Annotated in this window: 23 protein-coding genes; 10 read left to right on the forward strand and 13 right to left on the reverse strand. The window is 66.1% G+C overall.

From position 1 onward, the window contains the following. The first annotated feature begins 72 nt into the window (after nucleotides 1–72). The 7 genes from OCK02_RS21570 to OCK02_RS21600 all read left to right on the forward strand — a co-directional run bounded on the left by OCK02_RS21570 (nucleotide 73) and on the right by OCK02_RS21600 (nucleotide 7,195). Complete coding sequence (locus OCK02_RS21570; protein WP_263814810.1) at nucleotides 73–1,017, forward strand: ABC transporter permease; 945 nt, start codon at nucleotides 73–75, stop codon at nucleotides 1,015–1,017. Beyond that, nucleotides 1,014–1,814 (forward strand): ABC transporter permease, encoded by an 801-nt coding sequence (locus OCK02_RS21575; protein ID WP_263814811.1) that lies wholly within the window; start codon nucleotides 1,014–1,016, stop codon nucleotides 1,812–1,814. Before OCK02_RS21570 ends, OCK02_RS21575 begins: the two co-directional genes overlap by 4 nt. A 37-nt stretch (nucleotides 1,815–1,851) precedes the next feature. Beyond that, nucleotides 1,852–3,180, forward strand: a complete 1,329-nt coding sequence (gene hisD, locus OCK02_RS21580) for a histidinol dehydrogenase (RefSeq protein WP_263814812.1) — start codon at nucleotides 1,852–1,854, stop codon at nucleotides 3,178–3,180. Between the two features lie 3 nt (nucleotides 3,181–3,183). Further along, on the forward strand, nucleotides 3,184–4,197 hold the full coding sequence (locus OCK02_RS21585; RefSeq protein ID WP_263814813.1) for a zinc-dependent alcohol dehydrogenase: 1,014 nt from the start codon (nucleotides 3,184–3,186) through the stop codon (nucleotides 4,195–4,197). 56 nt (nucleotides 4,198–4,253) lie between these two features. Further along, nucleotides 4,254–4,985 (forward strand): histidine utilization repressor, encoded by a 732-nt coding sequence (gene hutC / locus OCK02_RS21590; RefSeq protein ID WP_263814876.1) that lies wholly within the window; start codon nucleotides 4,254–4,256, stop codon nucleotides 4,983–4,985. Between the two features lie 46 nt (nucleotides 4,986–5,031). Then, nucleotides 5,032–6,324: a hypothetical protein gene (locus tag OCK02_RS21595; RefSeq protein WP_412178885.1), complete on the forward strand. Its 1,293-nt coding sequence runs from the start codon at nucleotides 5,032–5,034 to the stop codon at nucleotides 6,322–6,324. 91 nt (nucleotides 6,325–6,415) lie between these two features. Continuing rightward, the gene (locus OCK02_RS21600; RefSeq protein ID WP_263814814.1) at nucleotides 6,416–7,195 is read left to right on the forward strand and encodes a carbon-nitrogen hydrolase family protein; all 780 of its coding nucleotides are present in this window, start codon (nucleotides 6,416–6,418) and stop codon (nucleotides 7,193–7,195) included. A gap of 40 nt (nucleotides 7,196–7,235) precedes the next feature. Here OCK02_RS21600 and OCK02_RS21605 read toward each other — a convergent pair whose 3' ends face one another. From OCK02_RS21605 to OCK02_RS21635, 7 genes are all read right to left on the reverse strand, one after another. Then, nucleotides 7,236–8,201 (reverse strand): DUF2950 domain-containing protein, encoded by a 966-nt coding sequence (locus OCK02_RS21605; RefSeq protein ID WP_263814815.1) that lies wholly within the window; start codon nucleotides 8,199–8,201, stop codon nucleotides 7,236–7,238. A 23-nt stretch (nucleotides 8,202–8,224) separates the two neighbouring features. Next, nucleotides 8,225–9,685: a DUF3300 domain-containing protein gene (locus tag OCK02_RS21610; RefSeq protein WP_263814816.1), complete on the reverse strand. Its 1,461-nt coding sequence runs from the start codon at nucleotides 9,683–9,685 to the stop codon at nucleotides 8,225–8,227. A gap of 246 nt (nucleotides 9,686–9,931) precedes the next feature. Continuing rightward, nucleotides 9,932–10,684 (reverse strand): transporter, encoded by a 753-nt coding sequence (locus OCK02_RS21615; RefSeq protein ID WP_412178889.1) that lies wholly within the window; start codon nucleotides 10,682–10,684, stop codon nucleotides 9,932–9,934. 156 nt (nucleotides 10,685–10,840) lie between these two features. Further along, complete coding sequence (locus OCK02_RS21620) at nucleotides 10,841–11,851, reverse strand: inorganic phosphate transporter (RefSeq protein WP_230808890.1); 1,011 nt, start codon at nucleotides 11,849–11,851, stop codon at nucleotides 10,841–10,843. Continuing rightward, the gene (locus OCK02_RS21625; RefSeq protein ID WP_263814817.1) at nucleotides 11,851–12,495 is read right to left on the reverse strand and encodes a DUF47 domain-containing protein; all 645 of its coding nucleotides are present in this window, start codon (nucleotides 12,493–12,495) and stop codon (nucleotides 11,851–11,853) included. Before OCK02_RS21625 ends, OCK02_RS21620 begins: the two co-directional genes overlap by 1 nt. A gap of 234 nt (nucleotides 12,496–12,729) precedes the next feature. Further along, nucleotides 12,730–13,590, reverse strand: coding sequence for a D-amino-acid transaminase (locus tag OCK02_RS21630; protein WP_263814818.1), 861 nt, complete (start codon nucleotides 13,588–13,590; stop codon nucleotides 12,730–12,732). Between the two features lie 5 nt (nucleotides 13,591–13,595). Continuing rightward, the gene (locus OCK02_RS21635) at nucleotides 13,596–14,372 is read right to left on the reverse strand and encodes a 5-oxoprolinase subunit PxpA (RefSeq protein WP_263814819.1); all 777 of its coding nucleotides are present in this window, start codon (nucleotides 14,370–14,372) and stop codon (nucleotides 13,596–13,598) included. A 211-nt stretch (nucleotides 14,373–14,583) separates the two neighbouring features. Between OCK02_RS21635 and pxpB the strand changes: the two genes are divergently transcribed. The 3 genes from pxpB (at nucleotide 14,584) to OCK02_RS21650 (ending at nucleotide 16,747) form a co-directional block, all read left to right on the forward strand. Beyond that, entirely contained in the window at nucleotides 14,584–15,309 is a 726-nt protein-coding gene (pxpB, locus tag OCK02_RS21640; protein ID WP_263814820.1) for a 5-oxoprolinase subunit PxpB, read from the forward strand. Continuing rightward, entirely contained in the window at nucleotides 15,306–16,262 is a 957-nt protein-coding gene (locus OCK02_RS21645) for a biotin-dependent carboxyltransferase family protein (protein ID WP_263814821.1), read from the forward strand. Before pxpB ends, OCK02_RS21645 begins: the two co-directional genes overlap by 4 nt. Nucleotides 16,263–16,333: 71 nt before the next feature. Beyond that, nucleotides 16,334–16,747, forward strand: a complete 414-nt coding sequence (locus OCK02_RS21650) for a VOC family protein (protein WP_148191180.1) — start codon at nucleotides 16,334–16,336, stop codon at nucleotides 16,745–16,747. A gap of 52 nt (nucleotides 16,748–16,799) precedes the next feature. Here OCK02_RS21650 and OCK02_RS21655 read toward each other — a convergent pair whose 3' ends face one another. The 6 genes from OCK02_RS21655 to OCK02_RS21680 form a co-directional block, all read right to left on the reverse strand. Then, the gene (locus tag OCK02_RS21655) at nucleotides 16,800–17,669 is read right to left on the reverse strand and encodes an HpcH/HpaI aldolase/citrate lyase family protein (protein WP_263814822.1); all 870 of its coding nucleotides are present in this window, start codon (nucleotides 17,667–17,669) and stop codon (nucleotides 16,800–16,802) included. Further along, on the reverse strand, nucleotides 17,669–18,151 hold the full coding sequence (locus tag OCK02_RS21660) for a MaoC family dehydratase (RefSeq protein WP_230808882.1): 483 nt from the start codon (nucleotides 18,149–18,151) through the stop codon (nucleotides 17,669–17,671). The genes OCK02_RS21655 and OCK02_RS21660 overlap by 1 nt, the downstream gene beginning before the upstream one ends. Before the next feature lie 226 nt (nucleotides 18,152–18,377). Further along, nucleotides 18,378–19,163 (reverse strand): enoyl-ACP reductase FabI, encoded by a 786-nt coding sequence (gene fabI / locus OCK02_RS21665; protein ID WP_263814823.1) that lies wholly within the window; start codon nucleotides 19,161–19,163, stop codon nucleotides 18,378–18,380. Between the two features lie 27 nt (nucleotides 19,164–19,190). Beyond that, complete coding sequence (locus tag OCK02_RS21670) at nucleotides 19,191–20,369, reverse strand: acetate/propionate family kinase (protein WP_263814824.1); 1,179 nt, start codon at nucleotides 20,367–20,369, stop codon at nucleotides 19,191–19,193. Nucleotides 20,370–20,372: 3 nt separating this feature from the next. Further along, nucleotides 20,373–21,323, reverse strand: coding sequence for a phosphate acetyltransferase (locus tag OCK02_RS21675; RefSeq protein ID WP_263814825.1), 951 nt, complete (start codon nucleotides 21,321–21,323; stop codon nucleotides 20,373–20,375). Nucleotides 21,324–21,344: 21 nt separating this feature from the next. After that, nucleotides 21,345–23,573 (reverse strand): DUF3141 domain-containing protein, encoded by a 2,229-nt coding sequence (locus OCK02_RS21680; RefSeq protein WP_263814826.1) that lies wholly within the window; start codon nucleotides 23,571–23,573, stop codon nucleotides 21,345–21,347. Nucleotides 23,574–23,683: the final 110 nt, after the last annotated feature.

The following is a 23,683-nucleotide window of genomic DNA, read 5'->3' on the forward strand; positions in this document are numbered from 1 at the left end:
GGCTCCTGGCGGGCCGTTGCCCACAGGAACCGGGTCATGCCCCCAAGGGCCATCGCAAGCAGGACGGAAACGATGCGCAGATCCCGTGCCGCCTATCCATGGACGTGGCGTGTCATGGACGGGCTCGAAAGCCTCGCCGCCCGCCTCTGGCCGGCCCGCTTCGAGAAGGGCTTGCCCTATCTCATGCTGGCGCCGGCGGTGCTTCTGGTCGGCATCCTGGTGCTGGGCCTCGTCCAGATCGGCGATTCCAGCCTGCGCGTCCTCGACACCTCCACCTTCCTGATGTCGGAGGAACTGACGCTTGCCAACTACCAGCGGGCGTTGACCGAGAGCTTCTTCGCCACCGTCGCCGGGCGCAGCCTGCTCGGCTCGGTGATCGTGACCGTCGTCACGCTGATCTTCGCCTTTCCCTATGCCTATCTCATGGTGCGCACGCCGTCTTCGGCACTGCGCAAGTTCCTGCTGGTGGCGCTGTTCCTGCCCTTCTTCATCGGCCAGGTGGTGCGCGCCTATGGCTGGCTGATCATCCTCGGCAACCAGGGCATGGTCAACGAGGCCCTCGGCCTCGTCGGCGTGCCGCCGATGCGGCTTCTCTACAACTATCCCGCCGTCCTCTTCGGCCTCGTGCAATACATGCTGCCCTTCGCCGTCCTGATGCTGGCGCCGGCGCTGACGGCGATCCCGGCCGAACTCGAATCGGCCGCAAGCTCGCTCGGCGCCAACTGGCTGCGCACCTTCCGCCATGTGGTGCTGCCGCTTGCGCGCCCGGGCCTCGTCGGCGCCGGTCTCGTCGTCGTCACCCTGTCTCTGACCGACTTCGCCATTCCCGCCATCCTCGGCGGCGGCTCGCAGGATTTCATCGCCAACGCCATCTACGACCAGTTCTTCCGCACCTCCGACCAAGGCATGGGCGCGACGCTGTCCCTGATGCTCGTCGCCGTCGGTTCGCTCCTAGTCGGGCTCGTCTTCATGCTGTTCGGCGCCGGCACGCTCGCCATGACCGGAGGCCGCAAATGACCGGCAGCCGCAGCAAGTCCGTCGTCATCTGGACCTTCGTCGCCACCGCGCTCGTCATGCTGTCGGCGCCGACGATCGTCGTGCTCGGCGCGTCCTTTACCGCCGGCAACATCATCACCTTCCCGCCGGAAGGGCTGTCCTTGAAATGGTACGGCGCGATTGCCCAGGCGAGCGACCTGCGGCAGGCCTTCGTCCGCTCGCTGATCGTCGCCACCATCTGCACGATCGTCTCGATCCCGGTCGGAACGCTCGCCGGCATCGCACTCGCCAAGTATCGTGTCCGCTTCGCCCGTTCGATCCAGATCTACCTGCTTTTGCCGTTCACCATCCCGCTGATCGGTTCGGGCATCGGCATGATGCTGGTGTTCGGCAACATGGGCGTGCTCGGCAAACTCTGGCCGGTCGGCATCGCCTGCTGCGTCATCAACCTTCCCTTCATGATCTGGGCGGTGACGGCGAGCGCCAGCAACCTCTCGCCCGATCTCGAGCTCGCCGCCGCCAATTGCGGCGCGCCGCCGCTGCAGCGCTTCCTCTACATCACCCTGCCGGCGGTGCTGCCCGGGATCATCACCGGCTCGCTGCTGATGTTCATCCTGGCGCTCAACGAATTCCTGGTCAGCCTGCTTCTGGTCGACGCGCGCAGCGTCACCCTGCCGGTGCAGATCTACAATTCGATCCGCTCGATCATCACGCCCGACCTTGCAGCCATCTCGGTGGTCTTCATCGCCAGTGCCGCGATCGCAATCGCCGTGCTCGACCGGCTGGTCGGCCTCGACATCTTTCTGAAATCGAAATGACGGCGCGGCCCGTGCGGCCGGCATGAAGGACAGACCCATGACTGACGTGTCGTTCTACGAATATGCAAAGCTCTCCGCAGACGAGAAGGCCGCGCTGCTGCGCCGCTCGGAAACCGACATCTCGAGCTTCATCGAGAAGGTCGCCCCCATCCTCGAGGCGGTCCGTACCGAGGGCGACGCGGCACTGGCGCGCTTCGGCCGCGACCTCGACAAGGCTGCCGTCACCGAGGCGAACCTGAAGGTGACCGAGGCCGAGTTCGACGCCGCCTTCAAGCTCGTCGACGACAGCGTCGTGGAATCGATCAAGTTCGGCATCGACAACATCCGCACCTTCCACGAGGAGCAGAAGCCCGAGGCCATGTGGCTGAAGGAGATCCGGCCCGGCGCGTTTGCCGGCGACCGCTTCACCCCGATCCGCTCGGTGGCGCTCTATGTCCCGCGCGGCAAGGGCTCTTTTCCGTCGGTCACGATGATGACCTCCGTGCCGGCCGTCGTCGCCGGCGTTCCCGATCTTGCGATCGTCACCCCGCCCGCGCCCGACGGCAGCGTCGATGCGGCAACCCTCGTCGCCGCCCGCCTCGCCGGCGTCGAGACGGTCTACAAGGTCGGCGGCGCCCAGGCCGTCGCCGCCGTCGCCTATGGCACCGAGACCGTCAAGCCGGCACTGAAGATCGTCGGCCCCGGCAGTCCCTGGGTCGTCGCCGCCAAGCGCGCGCTGTCCGGCGTCATCGACACGGGGCTTCCGGCCGGCCCCTCGGAGGTGATGATCCTCGCCGACGACACCGTCCATGGCGGCCTTGCCGCCCTCGACCTCCTGATCGAGGCGGAGCACGGCCCGGATTCGTCGGCCTATCTCGTCACCCACAGCCGTCGTGTTGCAGAACAGGCGCTGGCAGCACTTCCCGACCACTGGAGCCGGATGACCGAGCAGCGTGTCGCCTTCTCGAAGGCCGTGCTCAGCGGCAAGACCGGTGGTATCGTGCTGACCTCTTCGATCGAGGAGAGCTACGCCTTCGTCAACGCCTACGCGCCGGAACATCTGGAGCTTCTCTCCATCGAGCCCTTCATCCATCTCGGTCACATCACCGAGGCCTCGGAGATCCTGATGGGCACGCACACGCCCGTCAGCATCGCCAACTTCTCGCTCGGACCGAACGCCGTGCTGCCGACCAGCCGCTGGGCACGCACCTTCGGCCCGCTGTCGGTGACCGATTTCGTCAAGCGCAGCTCGATCGGCTACGTCACCGCCCCCGCCTATCCCGAATTTGCCAGGCATTCACACAACCTGGCGCTCTACGAGGGCTTCTCCTCGCATGCGCTCGCCGTCTCGCCCGTGCGCGACGCCTATCTGAAGAAGGACGCCTGAGCGATGAAGGCCGTCCGGCTTCACGATGCCAGGGACCTTCGGGTCGAAGAGATCGAAGTTCCCGGCACCCCGCCCGCCGGCTTCGTCAATCTCGACGTCCGCGCCGCGGGCATCTGCGGATCGGACCTGCACAACTACCGCACCGGACAATGGATCAGCCGCCGGCCCTCGACCGCCGGCCACGAGTTCTGCGGCCGGGTGATTGAAGTGGGCGAGGGGGTGTCCGACCTGTCCGCCGGCGACCTCGTCGTGGCGGATTCGCGCTTCTGGTGCGGCGAATGCCCCGCCTGCCGGAGTGGCCGCAGCAATGTCTGCGAGAGGCTCGGCTTTGTCGGCGAGGTCTGCGACGGCGGCTTTGCCGAAGCCGTTCAACTCCCCGCCCGCCTGCTCGTGCGGCATGAGGCATCGGTGCCGGCAAGGGTTGCGGCGATGGCCGAGCCGCTCGCGGTCGCCTTGCACGCCGTACGCCGCCTTGCCCCCGGCGCCGGCGAACCGGTGCTCGTCGTCGGCTGCGGCACGATCGGCGGCCTGACGGCACTGCTGCTTGCCGACCTGCACGACGGCCCGATCCTGCTGTCCGACCGCAACGTCGCCCGGGCGGAGACGGTCGCGCAATTGACCGGCGGCCGGATCGTCACGCTCGATGCCGGGGCCGTCTCTACGGCCCTTGGCGACGCCCGGCTGCGCCATGCGGTCGATGCGACCGGAAGCACGGCGGCGATTATAGCCGCGCTGGACCTTCTGCACGGCGGCGGAACGCTGGCTCTCGTCGGTATCAGCCACGGCCGTCTCGATTTCGACCCCAACGTCCTGGTCGAGCGGGAAATCGCGATGATCGGCTGCCACGCCTTCGCCGGCGAACTGCCCGACGCCGTCGCGCTTCTGCCGCGGCTTGCCGACCGGCTGGCCCGTCTGATCGAGGTCCTGCCCTCGCTCGAGGCGGTGCCCGACGCCTATGAAAGGCTGCTGAAGGGCGAAACGGCCGCGCTCAAGACCATCGTGGCGATTGCCGACTGACGGCGACACCGGCAGCCGACCTGGACGGGAACGACAATATGCGGGAGACAGTGACCATGGACGTGCTTTCCGATTCCGCGTCCCCTCTCTACGAGAAGGTCAAGGATTTCGTCCTCGGCAACATCGGCAGCGGCAAGTGGGCGCGAAACACACGGCTGCCGTCGGAACACGAACTCGTCTCGGCACTCGGGGTATCCCGGATGACGGTACACCGCGCACTGCGGGAGCTGACGTCCGAGGGGCACCTGCGCCGCATCCAGGGTGTCGGCACCTTCGTCGCCCCGCCGAAGCCGCAGTCGACGCTGATCGAGATCAGCAACATCGCCACCGAGATCCGCGCCCGCGGCAGCCGCCATCGTGCCGAGGTCGTCGTGCTGGAACGCATCGAGCGGCCGACGCCGCAACTGCTGCTCGCCTTCGAGTTCGCTGCGGCGCGGCCGGTCGACCATTCCGTCATCATCCACTTCGAAAACGACCTGCCGGTGCAGCTCGAGGAGCGCTACGTCAACCCCGATCTCGTCTCCGGCTATGTCGAGCAGGACTTCACCCGGACCGCCACCTATGACTACCTGCAGAACGCGACGCCGCTGACGGAGGTCGAGCACCTGATCAGCGCCCGGCCCGCCGGCGCAGACGAGGCGCGCCTGCTCCATATCCAGCCGGGCGACAGCTGCCTGGTGCTCGATCGCAAGACCTGGAGCGGCCCCGTCGTCGCCACCGTCAACGTCTTCAGCTATGTCGGCAGCCGCTACACGCTCGGCAGCCGCTATCGTCCAGACAGCAAATGAGGCCGGTGAAAATGCCTGCCCTGCCAGCCTACAGGAGCCCGCACCCATGAGCACCGCCCCCAGCAGGACTGCGGAAATCCGCCGGCTCGCCGGCGCGCGCGACGGCGTGGCGGAAGCCATGCTCGTCGAGCTTCTGCGCAGTCTCTTTTCGATCGAGGCCACCGGCCTGACGATCAATCACGACCAGTACAGCCTCAACTCGCTGAACGGCTTCTTCGAGACGGCGGACGGCAGCTTCTTCTTCAAGTTCCATCAGGAGGACGGCGAGGAAGCGATGACCGGCGAATACTACCGCGCCGACATCCTCGCCCGCGCCGGCCTGCCCGTCGACCAGCCGGTGCTGATGTCTGTCCTGCCGGGCGAACAGATCCTCGTCTACCGCCGCCGCACCGATCCCCGCTTTTCCGACGTGCTGCGCACGCTCGACCTGCAGCCGGACGCCGATGGCATCGACCTTGCCGTTGCCGCCGAGACGGGCCTGACCGAAGCCGTGCTCGCGGTCTACCGGCAGACATTGCATCCCGTGACGCCGCAGCAGGCGGCCGCAGAGCCCGTCCACCGGCTGTTCCACGACCGGCTGGTGGATCTCCCCGAAGGCCGTTACCCCGGCGGGCGTCTCGCGGGCTTCTACGTTGGCAAGCACTTTGCCTTTGATGGCGCGAGCCTCGTCTGGGAGACGTTTTCGCAGGCGCGGTTCCGTGTCAACGGCGTGCTCTACGAAAGGTCTGTCGGCGAACTTTTCGACGCCGCCGTGCAGCGGCTGAAGCCGGAGAACCTTGCCGACGCCGGCGGGGTGACCGCCCATGGCGATGCTCACAATGCCAACGTCTGGTATCAGGAGAAGGAGGGCCGCGCCGTGCTCGCCTTCTTCGACCCGGCCTTTGCCGGCGAGCATGTGCCGACGCTTTTGGCCGAGATCAAGACGACCTTCCACAACATCCTCGCCCACCCGCTTTGGCTCTACGATCCCGCGCTGGCGGCGGAGCGTTATTCGGCGACGGCGGCCTATGCCGATGGCGTGCTCGACGTCACCACCGACTGGGCGCCGAGCGCCGTACGGCTCGGCCTTCTGCAGGTGAGGGCCGAGCGGCTGTGGCGTCCGCTGCTGGCCGAGCTCGCCGCCCGCGACATGCTGCCGGCCGACTGGCGCACGGTGATCCGTCTCGGCCTGTTCCTCTGCCCCACGCTGGTGATGAACCTGCGGGCGGGCGCCACGACCCACAATCCGGTCTCCTCGCTGATCGGCTTTTCCGTCGCCGTCATGGCGGGAAGCGAACCCGTCGAGGGTGACGACGTCGTGTCGCGCTTTCTCGATTCCATCGATCCCGCCAGGGGATGACGGCTTGCAGCGAACCGTGCCGGAGTGGCAGGTTTGTAAATGCATAGGGCGCCCCCATATTCCAGGGCGCCAGCAACCGGGAGGATAGTGCATGAAGATCGCAGCCCTGCAGATGCAGGCCATCCCCGGCGACGTCGACGCCAACGTCGCGCGGATCGCCAGCGCCGCGAAGGCGGCCGCCGAAGGCGGGGCGAAGCTCCTGATCGCGCCGGAACTCGCGGTCCCGGGCTACGGCGCCGGCGCCGCCTTTGCCGGGACTGCCTCGCCGGCCGAAGGCGCGATCGCAGACAGCCTTTCGGCGATCGCTCGCAAAAGCGGCCTTGCGATCATCGCAGGCTTTGCCGAGCGCGACGGCGACGATGTCTATAACAGCGCCCTTTTCACCGACGGCATCGGGACGAACGCAGTCTACCGCAAGTCCCATCTCTACGGCGACTACGAGCGGCAGTGGTTCCGCCCCGACGTTCCATCTTCGGTGCAGGTCAAGCTCTGCGGGCTCAATCTCGGCATGCTGATCTGCTACGACGTCGAGTTCCCGGAGAACGTCCGCCGGCTGGCGCTTTCCGGCGTCGATCTCGTCGTCGTGCCGACGGCGCTTCCGAAGGGCGCCTCGGGCACCTTCGTCGCCGAGAAGATGATCCAGGTGCCCGCCTTCGAAAACCAGGTCTTCGTCGCCTATGTCAATCATTGCGGCGCCGACGCCCTGTTCGGCTATGCCGGCCTGTCGCGCATCGCGGCTCCCGACGGCAGCCTGCTGGCGCAAGCGCCGGCGGAAGGGGAGGCCCTGATCTTCGCCGAGATCGACCCTGCCGCCTATGCGGGTTCGCGGGCGGAGAACACCTACCTCGCCGACCTGGCACGCCAGGTCTGAGCCCAGCCTGCGCTGCATCGGGCGGCGCCCGAGCCGACCGTCATTCCTGGACGATGTCCCATTCGTCGTTCGGGTTGAAGGTGCGGATCCGCGAGGCGATCTCCGGCGTATTCTCACCGAGGTCGGCCTCGTAGATGATCCCGTTCTTGTTGACGAGGAAGGTCTTCACGCCGGTGATGCCGTACCGGACGGGCCAGGCCACCACGCCGTGACCGGCGATCATGTTGCCGTTGATGACATAGTCGTACTTGCCGCCGGCGATGTTGTCGCCCTGTCCGCCGAGGATGCGGTAGCGATAGCCGTGATAGCCTTCGCCGGCCTTTGCCTTCTCGAACGCATCGCCATCGGCGAGCGCCGGGCCGGCCGGGCTCTGCTCGGCGTCACCCTGCTCGGCCGGCCAGTAGAGCCCGTCATGCGCGCCCTCGCTGCTGATCAGCTTCTGGGCATATTCGAGCACCCCGTCGCCGTCCCGATCCTGCGAGGCATAGTCCTCCTGGGCATCGACATAGGCCTTCAACGTGTCGATCGTCTCCAGTTCGTTCTCGCCCACGTGCCGGTCGGCAATCTCGTCGAGGCCGGCAAGCGTATCGAAGGCCCACTTGCCGTCGTCGTGGCGGACGATCGGGAAGGGAAGGGGCCAGAGGATATTGCCGATCTCGATGATCTTGTCAGCGCCCTCATCGACGACGACCACCTTCTCCTGCACGCCGGCCTGGATGTCGGCAAACGTGTCCATCGCGTCGCCGCTTGTCTTGGCCTTGGCCGGATCGAGGCCCAGAAGTTCCGCCAACTGGTCGAACCCGCCATCCGTCACGGCAAACTTGAAGGCCTCCACCGCCTTTTCCGGGGTGTCGAAGCCGGGCGGATCCTTCTCGGACAGGAATTCCGTGAGCGGCGCGTCGTCCGGCTCGTCCGCGGCCATCGCCGGAACCTGCAGCATTGCGCCACCGATAAGGATCGCTCCGGTGAGCGAGCGTACCAGCCTGTCAAAAGCAATTTTTCTCATCTTCGCCTCCCGACCGGTTCGTCTCAGCGCCTGTGACCGCCACCGCCGCCGCGGGACCTTCCGCCGCCATGATGACCGCCACCGCCACCCCGGCGGCCGCCCGAGGCCTGCGGCCGGCGATGGCCGCCGCCGCCACTCATGGATTGCCGCCCGCGCTGCGATGCAAACTGCGTCTTCTTGCCGTTGCCCACCTTGCCGAGCGCCGACGGCTTTCCGCCGGAGCGCTTCTGCGCCTGCCCGCCGGGCCGCGGCTTGTTCGCCTTCCGGTTGATGTTCTGCGACTTGGCACCCGTCACCTTCTTGGCAGCCGCGGAACCGCCCGCGCGATTGGCAACGTTCCCGCCATCCCTGCGCGCGGCAGCCGCCTGTCCGCCGCGATCGATGTTGCCTCGGTCGATGTTGCCGGCCCGCTGGCGGGCGCGATCGGCATCCACCTTGCTCTTGCGAACATCGTCGACCGAGATCTTCCCGCCCCGGTTTGCGATCCGGCCGTCGCCGTTACGGCGCACGTCCTTCGCACGGTTCGCGATGTTGTTGTCGCGGTTGCCCTTGAACTCGTTCTTGAGCCTGTCGCGATCGACATTGGCAAACTGGTTCTTGTCGAACTTGATCTTCGAACGGTCGACGTTCTTCCAGTCGACGTCGTTCATCTTGAACTTGTCGCGATCGATGTCGATGTCGTTGAAGCACTTGTCGCAATCGATGTCGACGTCGCCGTCCCAGCGACCACCCCACACGCCCCAGTCGTCCCAGTCCACCGTCGCAGCCCAGATCGCGCCACCGGTGATGGCGGCCGCGAAATAGGGCGCGGACGGATAGTAGTAGCTGGGGTAGGGATCGTCGTAGTAGGTGATGGGGGCGGGCACGTAGCCGGGCTCATAGAGCATCTCCGGCTCATACCGTGGCACATACACCTTCTCCGGGTCGGCCGGCTGGATCACCACGTTGTCGCCCTGATTGACGATCTGCACCTTGTCGTCCGTCTTGATGACACCATCGGCCACGGCCTTGTCGCGCAGCGTCTGGATGGCCATGAGCACGTCCTTCTGCTGGTAGGCCAGCGCGCTGCCGAGCGCCTGGGTCCAGTCGAGGTCCTCGCTCATCATCTTGACGATATCGGGGTAGTTGAGCAGCGAAATGATGCTGCTGTCCCAGCTGTCCTTCGGCTGCAGGTCCTTGTCCTTTGCCTTCTGCTGCAGGAACCGCTCGGCCTCGACCACCTGCAGCGGATAGAGCGAGGCGGAACTGACGAGGGCGACCAGTTCGTCCGGATAGAGCGCAACGCGCGCAACCAGAACCTCGAGCTCGTCTTCTGTCAGAAGATCCGGCTGCTCGTCGCCATCCTGTCCGGTCGCGGCGGATGCGGCCGCCGTCTGCTCCTGCGCCAGTGCCCGGCCTGCCGGCTGGAAACCCCCGGCAAGACCGAGCAACAGGGCGACGGCAAGACCGGAACGCAATTGACACGAAAACCTGTCGGCACCCATGACCTCGGCCCTCCCTGCTTCAGTCTCGAGAAATCCAATCGCCCAACGGCGATATTCGGGTCTGCAGACCCATCGGCACGGCATCTGATGCACGCATAGCTTGAACCGCAAGGCAGCACAAGGAATGGCTGGATTGTTCGTTTATTATTCATCAAGCAGCGGAATAAAGATAGATGGCCCCTCCAAGGCAGGCCCATGCGGTGACGGTGCGACCACGAACGCCGGCATGACCGGGCCAGCGTGTCTTCACTGCGGAAAAAGAAACGTCACCACGAAGCGGAAGCCGAGGCCTTCCGGGCCGTTTTCCGGCGCGTCGGCCCAGTAGCGTAGGCCGGCCGTGAAACTCACCGGCTGCTGATCGAATTTCACCAGCTTTCCGACCATGACGTTGACGGGAACCGACCACTGGTCGCCCTCCCAGTCGTAGGTGGATTCGGTGTTGAGGGTGAACGTCCACGCATCGTGGGTCGTGTAGGACAGGAAGGGCTGCAGGAAGGTCGAATTGACGTCCGTGCGGTCATCCTGGCCGGCGAACGACCAGATATGGTTGGCCAGAAGCCCATAGGTCCAGGGACCGTCCTGCTTCAGCGCCACGCCGGTCGGACCGGCGCCCCATTTGCCGCTGCCGGTGAGATCGTCTGTGGCGGTCGGGATCAGGAATACCGGACCGAGGCCCCAGATCAATCCGCCGGGTCCGGGTTGCTTGGGAGAGAAGAACAGGCTCTGGGTGATATCGCCGAGCCCGAACTGGTGGCCCGACGGACCGGCGATGTCATCCTGCCAGATGACCGGCATGATGGTCCGGGAGATGAGGTTCCAGTCATCGTTCAGCGATATGGGGACGACGGGCTGAATGTTCAGCGTCTCCCGGTTCCCGTCTTCCGGACCGAAGCCACGGTCGTAGTTGAACTGGAACGGTACGCTGATCATCGACGCGACGGGATTGGACAGCTTCTTCGCCAGGTCGGCACTGCTCTCCTGCGCGACCGCGGCGTTCATGAGAGCACAACTCACGCTGAGAAGGGCGGTCACCCGCATCATTCCGCCTGCCATGCTCGTCCCCCGAAAAGCAGCCGCGAATCCTCTTCCGCAAGGGAGGGTGCACGCAAAGCCGGAGGCTGGCAAGCGCCGTGATTGGAAATCGACGAGCCGGCTTCAGTGGCCACCAAAGAGGTTGACGGCCCAATAGGTCAATGCCGACACGAGTGCCGCCGCCGGCAGGGTCACGAACCACGCGATCACGATATTGCCCGCAAGCCCCCAGCGCACCGCCGAGACGCGCCGCGCCGCGCCGACGCCGATGATCGCGCCGGTGATGGTGTGCGTGGTCGAGACGGGAATACCGAGCCAGGTGGCTGCGAACAGTGTGATCGCACCGCCCGTCTCCGCGCAGAAACCCTGCATCGGGTTGAGCCGGGTGATCTTCGAGCCCATCGTGTGGACGATGCGCCAGCCGCCGAAGAGCGTGCCCAGTGCGATTGCCGCCTGGCAGGTGATGACGACCCAGAATGGAACGTAGAATTCTGAACCGAGGTGGCCCTGCGAATAGAGAAGAACCGCGATGATACCCATGGTTTTCTGCGCATCGTTGCCGCCATGGCCGAGAGAATAGAGCGAGGCGGAAATGAACTGCAGCCCGCGGAAAGCCTTGTCGACGGCGAACGGCGTCTGCCGCACGCAGACCCAGGAAACGATCAGGACCAGCATCAGCGCAAGGAAAAAGCCGATTGCCGGCGACATGAAGATGGCACCTACCGTCTTCAGCACGCCAGAGAGCACGATCGAATCGAAGCCGCTCCGTGCCAGCCCCGCGCCGACGAGCCCGCCGATCAGCGCATGCGAGGAACTGGAGGGAATTCCGAACAGCCAAGTGACGACGTTCCAGATGATCGCGCCCATGAGTGCCGCAAAGATCACCGCCGGCGAAATGATTGCCGGATCGATGATCCCCCTGCCGATCGTCTCGGCCACATGCAGGCCGAAGAATAGGAAAGCGATGAAATTGAAGAACGCGGCCCACATCACCGCAAATTGCGGCCGCAGCACCCGCGTCGAGACGATCGTGGCGATCGAGTTCGCCGCATCGTGCAACCCGTTCAGGAAATCGAACAGGAGCGCGATGCCGATGAGCGCCACCAGCAGCGGAAAGGCAAGCGTCGCGTCCATCAGACGTTCTCGATCACGATGCCGCTGATTTCGTTCGCCACGTCTTCGAAGCGGTCGACCACCTTCTCCAGTTCGCCATAGAGCTCGCTGCCGATCATGTAGGCCATCGGGTCGGAGGCGCCGTGGCGCTGGAACAGGTCCTTCAGGCCCTTCTCGTGCAATTCGTCTGCGCGGCCCTCGATGCGCATCACCTCCTCGGCGATCGAATTCAGGCGCGTCGCGTTGGTGCCGATCTTGTGGAGCAGCGGCACGGCCTCGGCCACGAGGCGGGCGGCCTTCACGACGATCACGCCCATTTCCTGCATGCCGGGGTCGAAACTCTTCTGCTCGAACAGGCGGATCGTCTTGACCACCTTGTGCATCATATCGATTGCGTCGTCGAGCGACTGGATCAGGTCCTTGATGTCGCCGCGATCGAAGGGGGTGATGAAGCTCTTGCGCACGGCAAGCAACACGTCGGCCGTGATGCGATCGGCCTTGTCTTCCAGTTCGACGATCCGGCTGCAGTGCTGTTCCAGGGTCGGACCGCCCGCCAGAACCTTCTCAAGCGCCTCCGCCGCCTCGACCACCGTCAGCGCGTGTGCGTCGAAGAGGTCGAAGAAACGGTCTTCCCGGGGCATCAGGGCGCGAAACCAGCTCAGCACGATCGTTTTCCCATATATGACAGTTTTGTGACAGCCCATAACGGGTTGCGGCCGCGATGAAAAGGTGCGGACGAGCGGATATCACCGGCTTGCTTGCGCTAGGCCACACAATTCACCTTCCATTCGCAACTTCCATGGCGTTCTCGGAGCGTCGGGCCGGTCTTCAGGCTGATCGGCGTCGTGCCGGCGACGACAAGCGAAGGGGTGCCAGCCGGCCGGAGGATGACGTCGGCCTCAGATGGCGCTGGCGAGCTTCTCGGCGATGTAGAGTTCGCGCAACCGGGCGGAGACCGGACCCGGGACGCCGCTGCCGACGGGCTGACCGTCGATCTTCGTCACCGGAAGCACGAAGCTCGTGGCCGAGGTGATGAAGGCCTCCGCCGCGTCCATGGCCTCTTTCGGCGTGAACGGGCGCACGTCGACGGGAATGCCGGCCCGTCGCGCCAGGTCCAGCGTGCTGGCCCGGGTGATGCCGTGGAGGATCGCCTGCGACAGTTGCCGGGTGACGAGCGTGCCGTCCTTCGTCACGATATGGGCACTCGCGGACGTCGCCTCGGTGACGAAGCCGTCCTCGACGAGCCAGGCATCGTCCGCGCCGAGCCTTGCGGCCTCCATCTTGGCCATGGAGGGATAGAGCAGTTGCACCGTCTTGATGTCCCGCCGCGCCCAGCGCAGATCGGGCTGCATCGCCACCGATATTCCCGTCTTCACCTTGGGATTGTCGACAACTGCCTTGGCCTGCGTGAACAGGACCAGCGTCGGCGCCGCGTCCTGCGGATAGGCAAAGTCGCGGTCGGCAACCCCGCGCGAGATCTGCAGATAGATCAGTCCTTCCTGCAGGTCGTTGCGGCGAACGATCTCGCGATGCACAGCCAGAAGCGCCTCGGGGCTGAGGGGACACGGCATGGCCAGTTCCTCCGTCGACCGCTGCAGGCGGGCCGCGTGCCCGGCATATTCGATGAGCTTGCCGCCGATCACCGCCGTCACTTCGTAGATCGCATCCGCAAAGAGGAAGCCACGGTCGAAGATGGAGATCCTGGCGTCTGCTTCGGGGATCCAGGCGCCGTTCAGGTAGACGATACGGGTCACGCGCATTTCCTCTATTGGAGATCGGGCTTCTTGAACGCGGAGAATTCGATCCCGGCGGCAGCAAGGGCTTCGCGAAGGGCGCGCGCCACGCCGACGGCGCCGGGCGTGTCCCCATGGATGCAGATAGTCGCGGCCTCGACCGGCAGTTTCTTGCCTCCGATCGTCGGGATGCGCCCGTCCAGCACCATGGACAGCACCTGGTCCACGCTCTGTTGCAGGTCGTGAATGACGGCACCTTCCATCTGCCGGGAGGCCAGCATGCCGTCGTCGTCGTAGCGCCGGTCCGCATAGACCTCGCAGGCCACCGCGAGCCCGGCCGCCTCGGCAGCCCGCATCGCCTGCGAATAGGGGAGCGCCACGAACACCAATCCGGGATCGACGGCCTTGATGGCCCTGGCGCAGACGATGGCAAGGGCGGCGTCTTCGGCTGCCATGTTTGCGAGCGCGCCGTGTGGCTTGACATGGGTGATCGGCCACCCGGCCGCAGTCGCCATGCCCTGGATCGCGGCGATCTGGTAGACGAGCTGCGCCTCGACATCCTCCGGCCGCTCGCCGGTGATACGCCGGCGTCCGAATCCGTAGAGGTCCATGAATGACGGGTGCGCGCCGATCGACACGCCGCGCGCCTTGGCGGCGAGGATCGTGTCGCGCATGACGACGGGATCACCGGCATGGAAGCCGCAGGCGATGTTGGCGGTGGTGACCAGTTCCATCATGGCCGCATCGTCGCCGATCCGGTAGGCGCCGAAGCTTTCTCCCATGTCGCAATTCAGGTCGACGGTCGTCATAGTCTCGCAGCGTTTCTGTTTTCGGTGGACGTCACGGATGGCATGTAACCTTGCGCAACGTGTTGCGTCGAACGGACTCCACCCCTTATGATCCGATAGCTTGAGATACAGTCGGCGTGCTGAAATGCCAAGCCCGTCTTGAAACACCAGGCGACCGGCGATGACGCGGAACGCCCTCTGGGCAAGGATGATCTGAAGGACGCATGACGCAATGTCGGTGACGTATCCACGCATCGTCGCCTGTGGCGACAGCGCCCTTTCGATCGAGCTATCCGACGAGATCGATGAGGACGTCAACGCGCGCGTGATCGCCCTGGCCGCTGATCTGACCGAGCGGCCGGTCGATGCCATCACGGAAATGGTGCCGACCTATCGCTCGCTTCTCGTCCTCTACGATCCTTCCATCCTGCGGGCACAGGCGCTGAGGCTGCAACTGGAGGCACGATTGCGGGCAGCGGTGCCCGGCAGCCGGGCCGCCCGGCGCTTCGTCGTTCCGGTCGTCTACGGCGGCGAGGCCGGCCTCGACCTTGCCGCGCTCGCCGAGATGAAGGACCTGAGCGTCGAAGAACTCGTGGCGATCCACGCCGCGGCCGAATACCGGGTCTACATGATCGGCTTCGCGCCGGGCTTTGCCTATCTCGGCGGACTGCCGGAGATCCTCCATACGCCGCGGCTTGCCACGCCGCGCCAGCGGATCGAGGCGGGCTCGATCGGCATCGGCGGTCGCCAGGCCAGCATCAATTCCGTCCCCGGTCCCAGCGGCTGGCGCTACATCGGCCGCACGCCGCTCAGGCTCTTCGACCCCGCACGCAGCGAGCCGTTCCTGCTTGGCGCCGGCGACCGGGTGCGCTTCCGGCCGATCGGACCCGAGGAAGCCGCCGCACTCGACGCAGCGGTCGCGGCCGGCAAGACCGCGGTGGAGCCCGAACCCGCATGACGGTTCTTCTGATCGGACAGGCCGGCCCGATGGTGACGGTGCAGGATCGTGGCCGCAGCAGCCTGCTGCACGCCGGCGTGTCCGGCTCGGGTCCGATGGATGGCCCGTCCATGGACATCGCCAATGCGCTCGCCGGCAACGGGCCCGACTGTGCCGTTCTCGAATTCGCCGGCAGCGGCGGCGTCTTCGAGGTGACGGAGCCGGTCCGGTTCGCAGTCGCCGGCGGCGCGGTCGACATCCGGATCGACGGCGTGGCTGCCTTTCCATGGGAGAGCCATCATCTTCTGCCGGGCCGGACGCTGGCGATCGGCGCCATGCGGGATGCGGTGTGGGGCTATCTCGCATTTTCGGGCGGCATCGATACGCCGCCGGTGCTGGGCTCCAGGGCGACGCATCTTCGCTCCGGCCTCGGCGGCCTGGAAGGCCGGCGGCTCGCGGCGAACGATCGTCTGCCGCTGGGCAAGGCGAAGGCCGCGCCGCTTCTGGCGTTTCGCCGGCTCTGGCGACAGGATCGCGGCCCGATCCGCGTCGTTGCGGGTCCGCAGGACGACTATTTCGACCAAGCCGTCTGGCGCACTTTTCTTGGTGAACCCTTCATCGTCTCGCCCAGTCGCGACCGCATGGCGCAGATCCTCGACGGACCACGGCTGCCGGCCGCGCGCGGTCACGACATCGTCTCCGACGGCACCTTGGCGGGATCCATCCAGGTGCCGGCCTCCGGTCGACCGATCGTGCTGATGGCCGAGCGACAGACGACCGGCGGCTATCCGAAGATCGCCACGGTCGCCTCGGTCGACCTGCCGCGGCTTGCGCAGACACCGAGCGGGCGGTCGATCCGCTTCGCCGCCATCTCGCAGGAAGAGGCGGAGGACCTGCTGGTCGACGGACGGCGCGCGCTCGCAGACGCCATCGCCGGCATGACGGAGAAACCTCCGGTCGCAACGCTTTCGTGATAAGTGGCAGAGGCCGGCAAGGGGCCGCCCGCGCCGAAATTGTCCTCGTAGACAGATATCAAGGAGAACCGATGCGCTCACTCTTCCATCTCGCCTACCACGTCACCGATCTCGACGAGGCGCGCCGCTTCTATGGCGGCGTCCTCGGCTGCGCCGAGGGCCGCTCGACCGACACCTGGGTCGATTTCGATTTCTTCGGCCACCAGATCTCGCTGCATCTCGGCAAGCCCTTCGAAGTGACCCGCACGGGCAGGGTCGGCGACCATATGGTGATGATGCCGCATCTCGGCGTCGTCCTGCCGCTCGACGACTGGTTCGCTCTGGCCGCGCGGCTCGAAGCGGGCGGCATCGCCTTCGACATCCCCCCGGTCGTCCGTTTCGAGGGCGAGCCGGGCGAGCAGCGGACGATGTTCTTCTTCGACCCGAGCGGCAACCCGATCGAGGTCAAGGGTTTCAAGGATTTCGACAGCGTCTTCGCGCGCTGAAGGCGGAGCAGGGCAGGGGCAGGGGCCCGCTGCCGCCATGTCGCGCGGCCGCTCAGATCACCTCGCCGGCGCGGGCGAGCAGGCGCTCGGCCCGCAGCAGGTGCGGGCGGTCGAGCATCTCGCCATCGACACCGACGACGCCCGCGCCCGGATTGTCGGCAAATGCGGCGACGACGGCCCTGGCCCTTGCGATCTCCTCCGTCGTCGGCGCGAAGGCCGCGTTTATGATCGGGACCTGTGCGGGATGTATCGCCATCTTGCCGACGAAACCGTCGCGCCGCGCCTCCCGGCATTCCGCCTCCAGCCCTGCCATGTCCCGGAAATTGGTATAGACCGCATCGATGGCGGCAACCCCGGCCGATGCAGCACCCAGGAGGGTCAGCGTCCGTGCCAGCCTGTAGGGATCGGCATAGGCGCCGCTATCGGTGCGGTTGGAGGCGGCGCCGAGGTCGGCCGAAAGATCCTCCCCGCCCCAGGCAAGACCGACCAGCCGGTCGCTGCTGCCGGCAAAGGTCCCGAGGGCGAAGACGCCGGCGGCGTTTTCGGTTGCGATTGCGAGGATGCGGGTCGCAGCCCGCACATTCCCGGCCTCGTGCCTCGACAGGAGGGCTGCAAGCGCGGCCACGTCGGCCCCGCCGACCGCCTTGGGCAACACGACGCCATCGGGCGCCGCAGGCATGACCCAATCGAGATCCGCTTCGGCGAGGCCGGTCGACAATCCGTTGATGCGCACATAGAGACGCGGCCTGCCGCTGCCGGCGACATTCCCTTGCAGGAATTCCGCGGTGATCGACCGGGCCTCGTCCTTTGCCTCGAGCGAGACGGAATCCTCCAGGTCGATCAGCAGCGCATCGGCTTGCGAGGCCAGCGCCTTCTCCAGTTTTCGGGCACTGTCGCCGGGGACGAACAGCAGCGAGCGCATCAGGTGTTCCTCTTCAGCATGAAGGCCTGGCGGCGGCATTCGCAGACCAGCGTGCCATCCTGCTTGTAGGCGCGGTGCAGGAACTCGACGATGCCGGCATTCGGCCGCGATTTCGATTCGCGCTTGCCCGCGATCTCGGTCGCGACGTTGACCGTGTCGCCCTCGAACAGGGGGGCGGGAAACGTCACGTCCGTCATGCCGAGATTGGCGATGGTGGTGCCGACCGTCGTGTCGTTGACGGAGATTCCGATCATCAGGCCGAGCGTGAACAGGGAATTGACGAGCGGCCGTCCCCATTCCGTCTCCGTGGCGCAGAAATGCGCATCGATATGCAGCGGTTGGGGATTGAGGGTCATGTTGGAGAACAGCATGTTGTCCATCTGGGTGACCGTGCGCGTCAGCCGGTGCGCGATGGTGGCGCCGACGACGAAGTCCTCGAAATACAGGCCGCCGCGGGGGTGGGGCTGGGAAGCCTCTGGCATCGTTTCCTCCTCTGACGTCAGGCCGCCTTGCGAACTGCGTCCTCCTGATCGATCCGCCCGCAACTTAATCCTGTCGCGATTCCGCGGGCGGCGTCATCTCAGAGAATAGAGCGTTGCCGCTTGATCGCAATCGATCACGCGCACCGGCGGAGCACTCCGGAACACGCCAGCGCCGCTCGTTCGGGCGGCAGGAGGAGAGGCAGTGACGGAGGGGGCCCGCCCGGCGTCAGTCTACGATGTGGTAGCCGCCGTCCACGTAGAGCACCTGACCAGTGATCAGCCGGGCGGCGTCATGGGCGAGAAATGCCGTGGCAACGCCGACGTCGTCGACCTTGACCAGTTCCCGCGCCGGTGCCTTGGTCCGCGTCTTCTCCAGCAATTCGTCGAACTCCGGTATGCCCGACGCCGCCCGCGTTGCGAGCGCGCCGGGCGAGATCGCGTGCACGCGAATGCCCTTCGGCCCGAGTTCGGCGGCGAGATAGCGCACCGCGCTCTCGAGGGCCGCCTTGGCGACGCCCATGATATTGTAGTTTTCGACGACCATCTGGGAGCCGTAGTAGGTCATGGTGAAGAGCGTGCCGCCGTTCTTCATCAGCGGTTCGGCAAGATGGGCCATGCGGATGAACGACCAGCAGGAGATCTCCATCGTCTGGGCGAACCCCTCGCGCGACACGTCGACAACGCGACCGCCGAGCGCCTCCTTCGGCGAATAGGCGATGGAGTGGACGAGGAAGTCCAGTTCGCCCCACTGGCTGGAGATCGTCTCGAACACCGCTTCGAGCTGCCCCGGCACGGCCATGTCCATGGGCATGAAGATCGGCGCTTCCAGCTCCCGGGCGAGCGGTTCGACATGGGGTTTCGCCTTGTCGTTGAGGTAGGTCACCGCCAGCTCGGCGCCGAAGGCGCGGAAGGCCCGCGCGCATCCCCAGGCGATCGATCGATCGTTGGCGATGCCGACCACAAGTCCCTTCTTTCCCTTGAGAAGCTGTGCACTAACGACCGGAAGGGACATGGCTGCTTCTCTCCATTGCCTCGGGTTTCAGGGTCTGGCGATGAGCGCGAGCGTGTGGCGGGCGATCATCAGTTCCTCATCCGTCGGCAGGACGTAGAGCGCGACCTTGCTCGACGGCGTGGAGACGAGCGCCGCTCCGGCCGCGTTTGCCGCCGTATCGAGGTCGGCGCCGAGCCATGCGAGGCGTTCGGCGATGCGGGCGCGGATCGGCGCCGAGTTCTCCCCGACGCCGGCGGTAAAGACGAACGCGTCCAGGCCGCCGAGTGCGGCGGCCAGCAGGCCCGCACTCAGCCCGCAACGATGGATGAAGTGATCGATGGCGAAGGCTGCGTGCGGCTCCTTGCTTTCGAGGAGGTCGCGCATGTCGGCCGAGACGCCGGACAGCCCCTTCAGCCCGGACGACCGGTAGAGCAGGTCCGTCACCGATGCGACGCTCATGCCCTTGTGATCGATCAGGTAGAGCACCACGCCCGGGTCCATCTGGCCCGGTCGCGTCCCCATCGGCAGGCCGTCCAGCGCGGTGAACCCCATCGTCGTCTCGATGCTGCGACCGCCCTTCATCGCGCACATCGACGCGCCGCTTCCGAGGTGGGCGACAATGACGCGTCCGCCCGCCACATCGGGCGCGACCTCGGCGAGACGCTCGGCGATGTACTCGTAGGATAGGCCATGGAAACCGTATCGCCGGACGCCGTGCTCGTAGTACTCCCACGGCAGGGCATAGCAATCCGTATGCGGGGCATGGCCGCGATGGAAGGCCGTGTCGAAGCAGGCTACCTGCGGAACACCGGGCGCGATCTCCATGGCAAGCCGGATCGGCGCCAGGTTGTTCGGCTGGTGCAGCGGCGCGAGTTCCTGGAAGGTCGCGAGCCTGTCCAGTATGTCGTGGTCGATCAGGACCGGTTTCGCATAGTCCGGCCCGCCATGGACGACGCGGTGGCCGATGGCGCGCAGGGTGAAACCGACCAGCGACTGCAGCCAGGCGCGGGTCTCGGCGATGGCGGCCGGCAGGTCCTTGACCGCATCCGCGGCAAACGACCTGTCGACCAGCACCTCACCCTCGGCGGTGCTGGCTAACAGGCGCGGGCGGGTCCCGATGCCGTCCATCTGGCCGCGCACCTTTCGCGACAACCGGCCGTCGGCAATGCCGAAAATCTGGAACTTGAGGCTCGAAGAGCCGGCGTTGACGACGAGGATGGCGTCCATGCGTCAGGCCGCCACTTGCCGCCGCCGCCGGGCGGCGTAGAGCGCAGCCACCGCACAGGAGGCGAGCCGGCTTCGGACCGAATCCGCGCGCGAGGTCAGGACGATCGGCACCCGCGCGCCGAGCACGATCCCGGCCGCGTCGGCATGGGAGAGGAAGGTCAGGTTCTTGGCCAGCATGTTCCCTGCCTCGAGGTCGGGCACCACGATGATCTGCGCCCGGCCGGCGACCGGCGACGTCAGCCCCTTGATCTCGGCGGCTTCCGGGCTGATGGCGTTGTCGAAGGCGAGCGGCCCGTCGAGCACGCCGCCGGTGATCTGACCGCGCTCGGCCATCTTGCACAGCGCTGCCGCGTCGATGGTGGAGGGAATCTTCGTCGTCACCGTCTCGACCGCGGAAACGATCGCCACGCGCGGCTCGCCAAGCCCGATCGTGACCCAGAGATCGATCGCGTTCTGGACGATGTCGCGCTTGGCGTCGAGGTCGGGAAAGATGTTGATCGCCGCATCGGTGATGAAGAGCGTTTCGGCGTGGCCCGGCACGTCCATGACGAACACGTGGCTGATGCGACGTTCGGTGCGAAGGCCCGTGGCCGAGGCTGCGACCTCGCGCATCAGTTCGTCGGTATGCAGGCTGCCCTTCATCAAGAGGTCGCCCTTGCCCTCGCGGATCAGGGCGACCGCCTGGGCGGCCGCGGCATGGCTGTGCGGGGCGTCGACGATCTCGTGCCCGCCCAGTTCGAGGCCGTTCTCGGCCGCCACCTTGCGGATTTTTGCTTCCGGCCCCACGAGGATCGGAACGATCAGGCCCATGTCCGCCGCCTCCAGCGCGCCGCGCAGCGAGGTCTCGTCGCATGGATGGGCGATGACGGTGACGGCCGGGGGCGCCTCCTGCGCCGCGCCGATCAGGCGGTCGTATTTCGACGGTGCGGCTTTGGTCGCGTTCGATTCGGTCACGGGCGAAGCTCCGACTGGTGATCAATATGCGCTGCGGGCACGCGTGCTACCGCGGACGGCGACAGGCTTCGGGACGCTGCCCGGACTGCTCTCTCCGAGATCGAACAACTCGGCAACGCGCTGAAGGCGCCCCGCTGCAGCATCGCCCAAAGAGCCCGACGATTCCAGCACGCCGCGCAGGACATCGAAGGCGGCGCGGCGCTGGCCCGCGTCTTGCGGAAGCAGTTTCGGGATGGCAGCGAGAGCCCCCGCCTCATCGATGAGCAGCATATAGTACTGTTCCCTCACAAGCGCCTTGAATTCCGCAAGCTTCATCTGCGTTGTGCTCGCGTGATCGCGCCGGACCCGGCGGATGGCCTCGAAACCGCGCTCGTCCACACTGCCGCGGGCCATGCCGACATACAGCAGAGAACGGACCAGTCCTTCCACCAGTCCGCCCTCGGCGAGCCTGGCCTTCAACGCTTCCGTCTTCGCCTCGATCAGCGCCTTCGTCAGCAGGCTCTTCGGCGCCTTGCGGGGCGGGGTGTTCGATGTCGGGTCGATGCCGAGCGCCGCCTGAACCGCCGGGGCGCCATAGGCGATCCGGAAGGTCTCCTCCGCCATCGCCTCCGTCATCTTGCGCCAGCCTTCCAGCGCTTCGACGATCCGGGTCGAGACCTGCTCCTGCACGGCGATGAACGGGTTGTCCGGCGCGGTCTGGTGCCGGTCGTCGCGCACGCCCGCAGCGGCGTTCTCGATCCAGGTCATGAACGGGTTGGAGGAGCCGAACCATTCGTAGGACAGACGGAGCGGGTGCAGCCGCCGCATCGCTTCGGCCATGACCGGATTGACTGCGGCCCTGACCGCCGGCTGGAGGAAGGCCCGATAGAGCGAGAGGTTGATTTCAGAGAGACGGGCGGCGGCCTCGAAGCTGCGCTCGTCCTCGATGTCGTTGCCGCCAAGCGCGCGGATATCGTCCAGCGTGCGGGTCTCGCAGCGCATGATCCATTGGCCCGAGACGAGTTCCGGATGCTCCGCCGCCTCTCCGGTGGGCTCCAGGACCGCTTCGTAGAGACCCGGCGGCAGCACGTCGATCAGGTCGATGTTGGAGGCGAACTCGTCATGTTCCTTCCGCGCCACGCCGGCGGACACGAAAATCCCCAGGTGCCCGACCGTCTCATGGACGACGTAGACGATGGTCTGGCCGAGCGAACGGATTTCGTCGACGCTGTCGTAAAGATCGAGAATCCAGTCCAGCGCCTGCTGCGGCGGAGTGATGTTGTCGCCCTTGGAGCAGAACACCACGATCGGGGAGCGGATCGTGCGCAGGTCGATCGCCGTTCCGTCGGTCGTGCGGATCTCGCCCGAGGCGAGTCTGTTGCCGATGAAGAGTTCATCGACGATGAACTGGATCTCCTCGGCGTTGAGCGTGACGTGCCCACCCCACCAGCGTTCGAAGCCGAGATAGCGCTCGGCCTCGGTATCGACCTTGGAATAGAGATTATACTGCTTCGTCCAGAGCGTATTGGCCGGGTTCTGGTTCTCGAAGTTCTGCACCAGCCAGGCGCCGTCGAACTTGCCCGCGCCGAGATCGCCGGTCAGCGCCGTCAACCAGCTACCGCCGAGCAGGCCGCCGGAGTAGCGCATCGGATACTGCCCGTGCACGCCCGCCCAATAGGAAAGGGGGGCGCCGGCGATGATGATCGGGCCGAAAAGCTCGGGCCGCATCGCGGCCAGCATCATCATGGCCCAGCCCGCCTGGCAATTGCCGATGACGCACGGCTTGCCGTCTGCGTCGGGATGGCGTTCGATCACCGTCTCCAGGAACACGGCCTCCGCCCGCGCGATGTCCTCGATCGTCTGGCCCGGCACGGGTTCGGGCAGGAACCCGATGAAATAGCAGGGATGCCCGGCCTTCATCGCCACGCCGATCTCGCTGTCGGCCTTGAAACCGCCGATGCCCGGGCCATGCCCTGCCCGCGGATCGACCACGACGAAGGGACGCTTCGACGGATCGATCGTGACGCCCTCGGGCGCAACGATGCGGACCAGCCCGTAGTTCACCGGCCTCGGCAGTTCGCGACCGTCGCAGACGAGCTCGGCATCATAGTCCAGCACATGCGGCACGCGGCTTGCCGCATGCTGCTCGTACTGCTCGCCACGCCGGCGCATGACGTCGAGATACAGGATCGAACGCTGCCAGGCGTCAAGGGTATAGGAGTAGGCGTCGGAAAACATCTGCGCAGTCGGAATGCCGGATAGCTCGGACATCATATCCACTCCTTCTGTTCATTGCGAAGGCGTAGCTGGCGATACGGGTTGCTCCTATCTCGGCGCTACGCTCGCGACAGCCCGCATCGCACCCCGCAGGGCAGGGTGAA

The organism is Rhizobium sp. TRM96647, from assembly GCF_025780115.1.
Lineage (GTDB): Bacteria > Pseudomonadota > Alphaproteobacteria > Rhizobiales > Rhizobiaceae > Mycoplana.

Bases quoted from the DNA above. Each gene is read 5' to 3' on its own strand.
- OCK02_RS21570 (WP_263814810.1), top strand. From the start codon at position 73: ATGCGCAGATCCCGTGCCGCCTATCCATGGACGTGGCGTGTCATGGAC.
- OCK02_RS21575 (WP_263814811.1), top strand. From the start codon at position 1,014: ATGACCGGCAGCCGCAGCAAGTCCGTCGTCATCTGGACCTTCGTCGCC.
- hisD (WP_263814812.1), top strand. From the start codon at position 1,852: ATGACTGACGTGTCGTTCTACGAATATGCAAAGCTCTCCGCAGACGAG.
- OCK02_RS21585 (WP_263814813.1), top strand. From the start codon at position 3,184: ATGAAGGCCGTCCGGCTTCACGATGCCAGGGACCTTCGGGTCGAAGAG.
- hutC (WP_263814876.1), top strand. From the start codon at position 4,254: ATGGACGTGCTTTCCGATTCCGCGTCCCCTCTCTACGAGAAGGTCAAG.
- OCK02_RS21595 (WP_412178885.1), top strand. From the start codon at position 5,032: ATGAGCACCGCCCCCAGCAGGACTGCGGAAATCCGCCGGCTCGCCGGC.
- OCK02_RS21600 (WP_263814814.1), top strand. From the start codon at position 6,416: ATGAAGATCGCAGCCCTGCAGATGCAGGCCATCCCCGGCGACGTCGAC.
- OCK02_RS21605 (WP_263814815.1), bottom strand. From the start codon at position 8,201: ATGAGAAAAATTGCTTTTGACAGGCTGGTACGCTCGCTCACCGGAGCG.
- OCK02_RS21610 (WP_263814816.1), bottom strand. From the start codon at position 9,685: ATGGGTGCCGACAGGTTTTCGTGTCAATTGCGTTCCGGTCTTGCCGTC.
- OCK02_RS21615 (WP_412178889.1), bottom strand. From the start codon at position 10,684: ATGAACGCCGCGGTCGCGCAGGAGAGCAGTGCCGACCTGGCGAAGAAG.
- OCK02_RS21620 (WP_230808890.1), bottom strand. From the start codon at position 11,851: ATGGACGCGACGCTTGCCTTTCCGCTGCTGGTGGCGCTCATCGGCATC.
- OCK02_RS21630 (WP_263814818.1), bottom strand. From the start codon at position 13,590: ATGCGCGTGACCCGTATCGTCTACCTGAACGGCGCCTGGATCCCCGAA.
- OCK02_RS21635 (WP_263814819.1), bottom strand. From the start codon at position 14,372: ATGACGACCGTCGACCTGAATTGCGACATGGGAGAAAGCTTCGGCGCC.
- pxpB (WP_263814820.1), top strand. From the start codon at position 14,584: ATGTCGGTGACGTATCCACGCATCGTCGCCTGTGGCGACAGCGCCCTT.
- OCK02_RS21645 (WP_263814821.1), top strand. From the start codon at position 15,306: ATGACGGTTCTTCTGATCGGACAGGCCGGCCCGATGGTGACGGTGCAG.
- OCK02_RS21650 (WP_148191180.1), top strand. From the start codon at position 16,334: ATGCGCTCACTCTTCCATCTCGCCTACCACGTCACCGATCTCGACGAG.
- OCK02_RS21655 (WP_263814822.1), bottom strand. From the start codon at position 17,669: ATGCGCTCGCTGCTGTTCGTCCCCGGCGACAGTGCCCGAAAACTGGAG.
- OCK02_RS21660 (WP_230808882.1), bottom strand. From the start codon at position 18,151: ATGCCAGAGGCTTCCCAGCCCCACCCCCGCGGCGGCCTGTATTTCGAG.
- fabI (WP_263814823.1), bottom strand. From the start codon at position 19,163: ATGTCCCTTCCGGTCGTTAGTGCACAGCTTCTCAAGGGAAAGAAGGGA.
- OCK02_RS21670 (WP_263814824.1), bottom strand. From the start codon at position 20,369: ATGGACGCCATCCTCGTCGTCAACGCCGGCTCTTCGAGCCTCAAGTTC.
- OCK02_RS21680 (WP_263814826.1), bottom strand. From the start codon at position 23,573: ATGTCCGAGCTATCCGGCATTCCGACTGCGCAGATGTTTTCCGACGCC.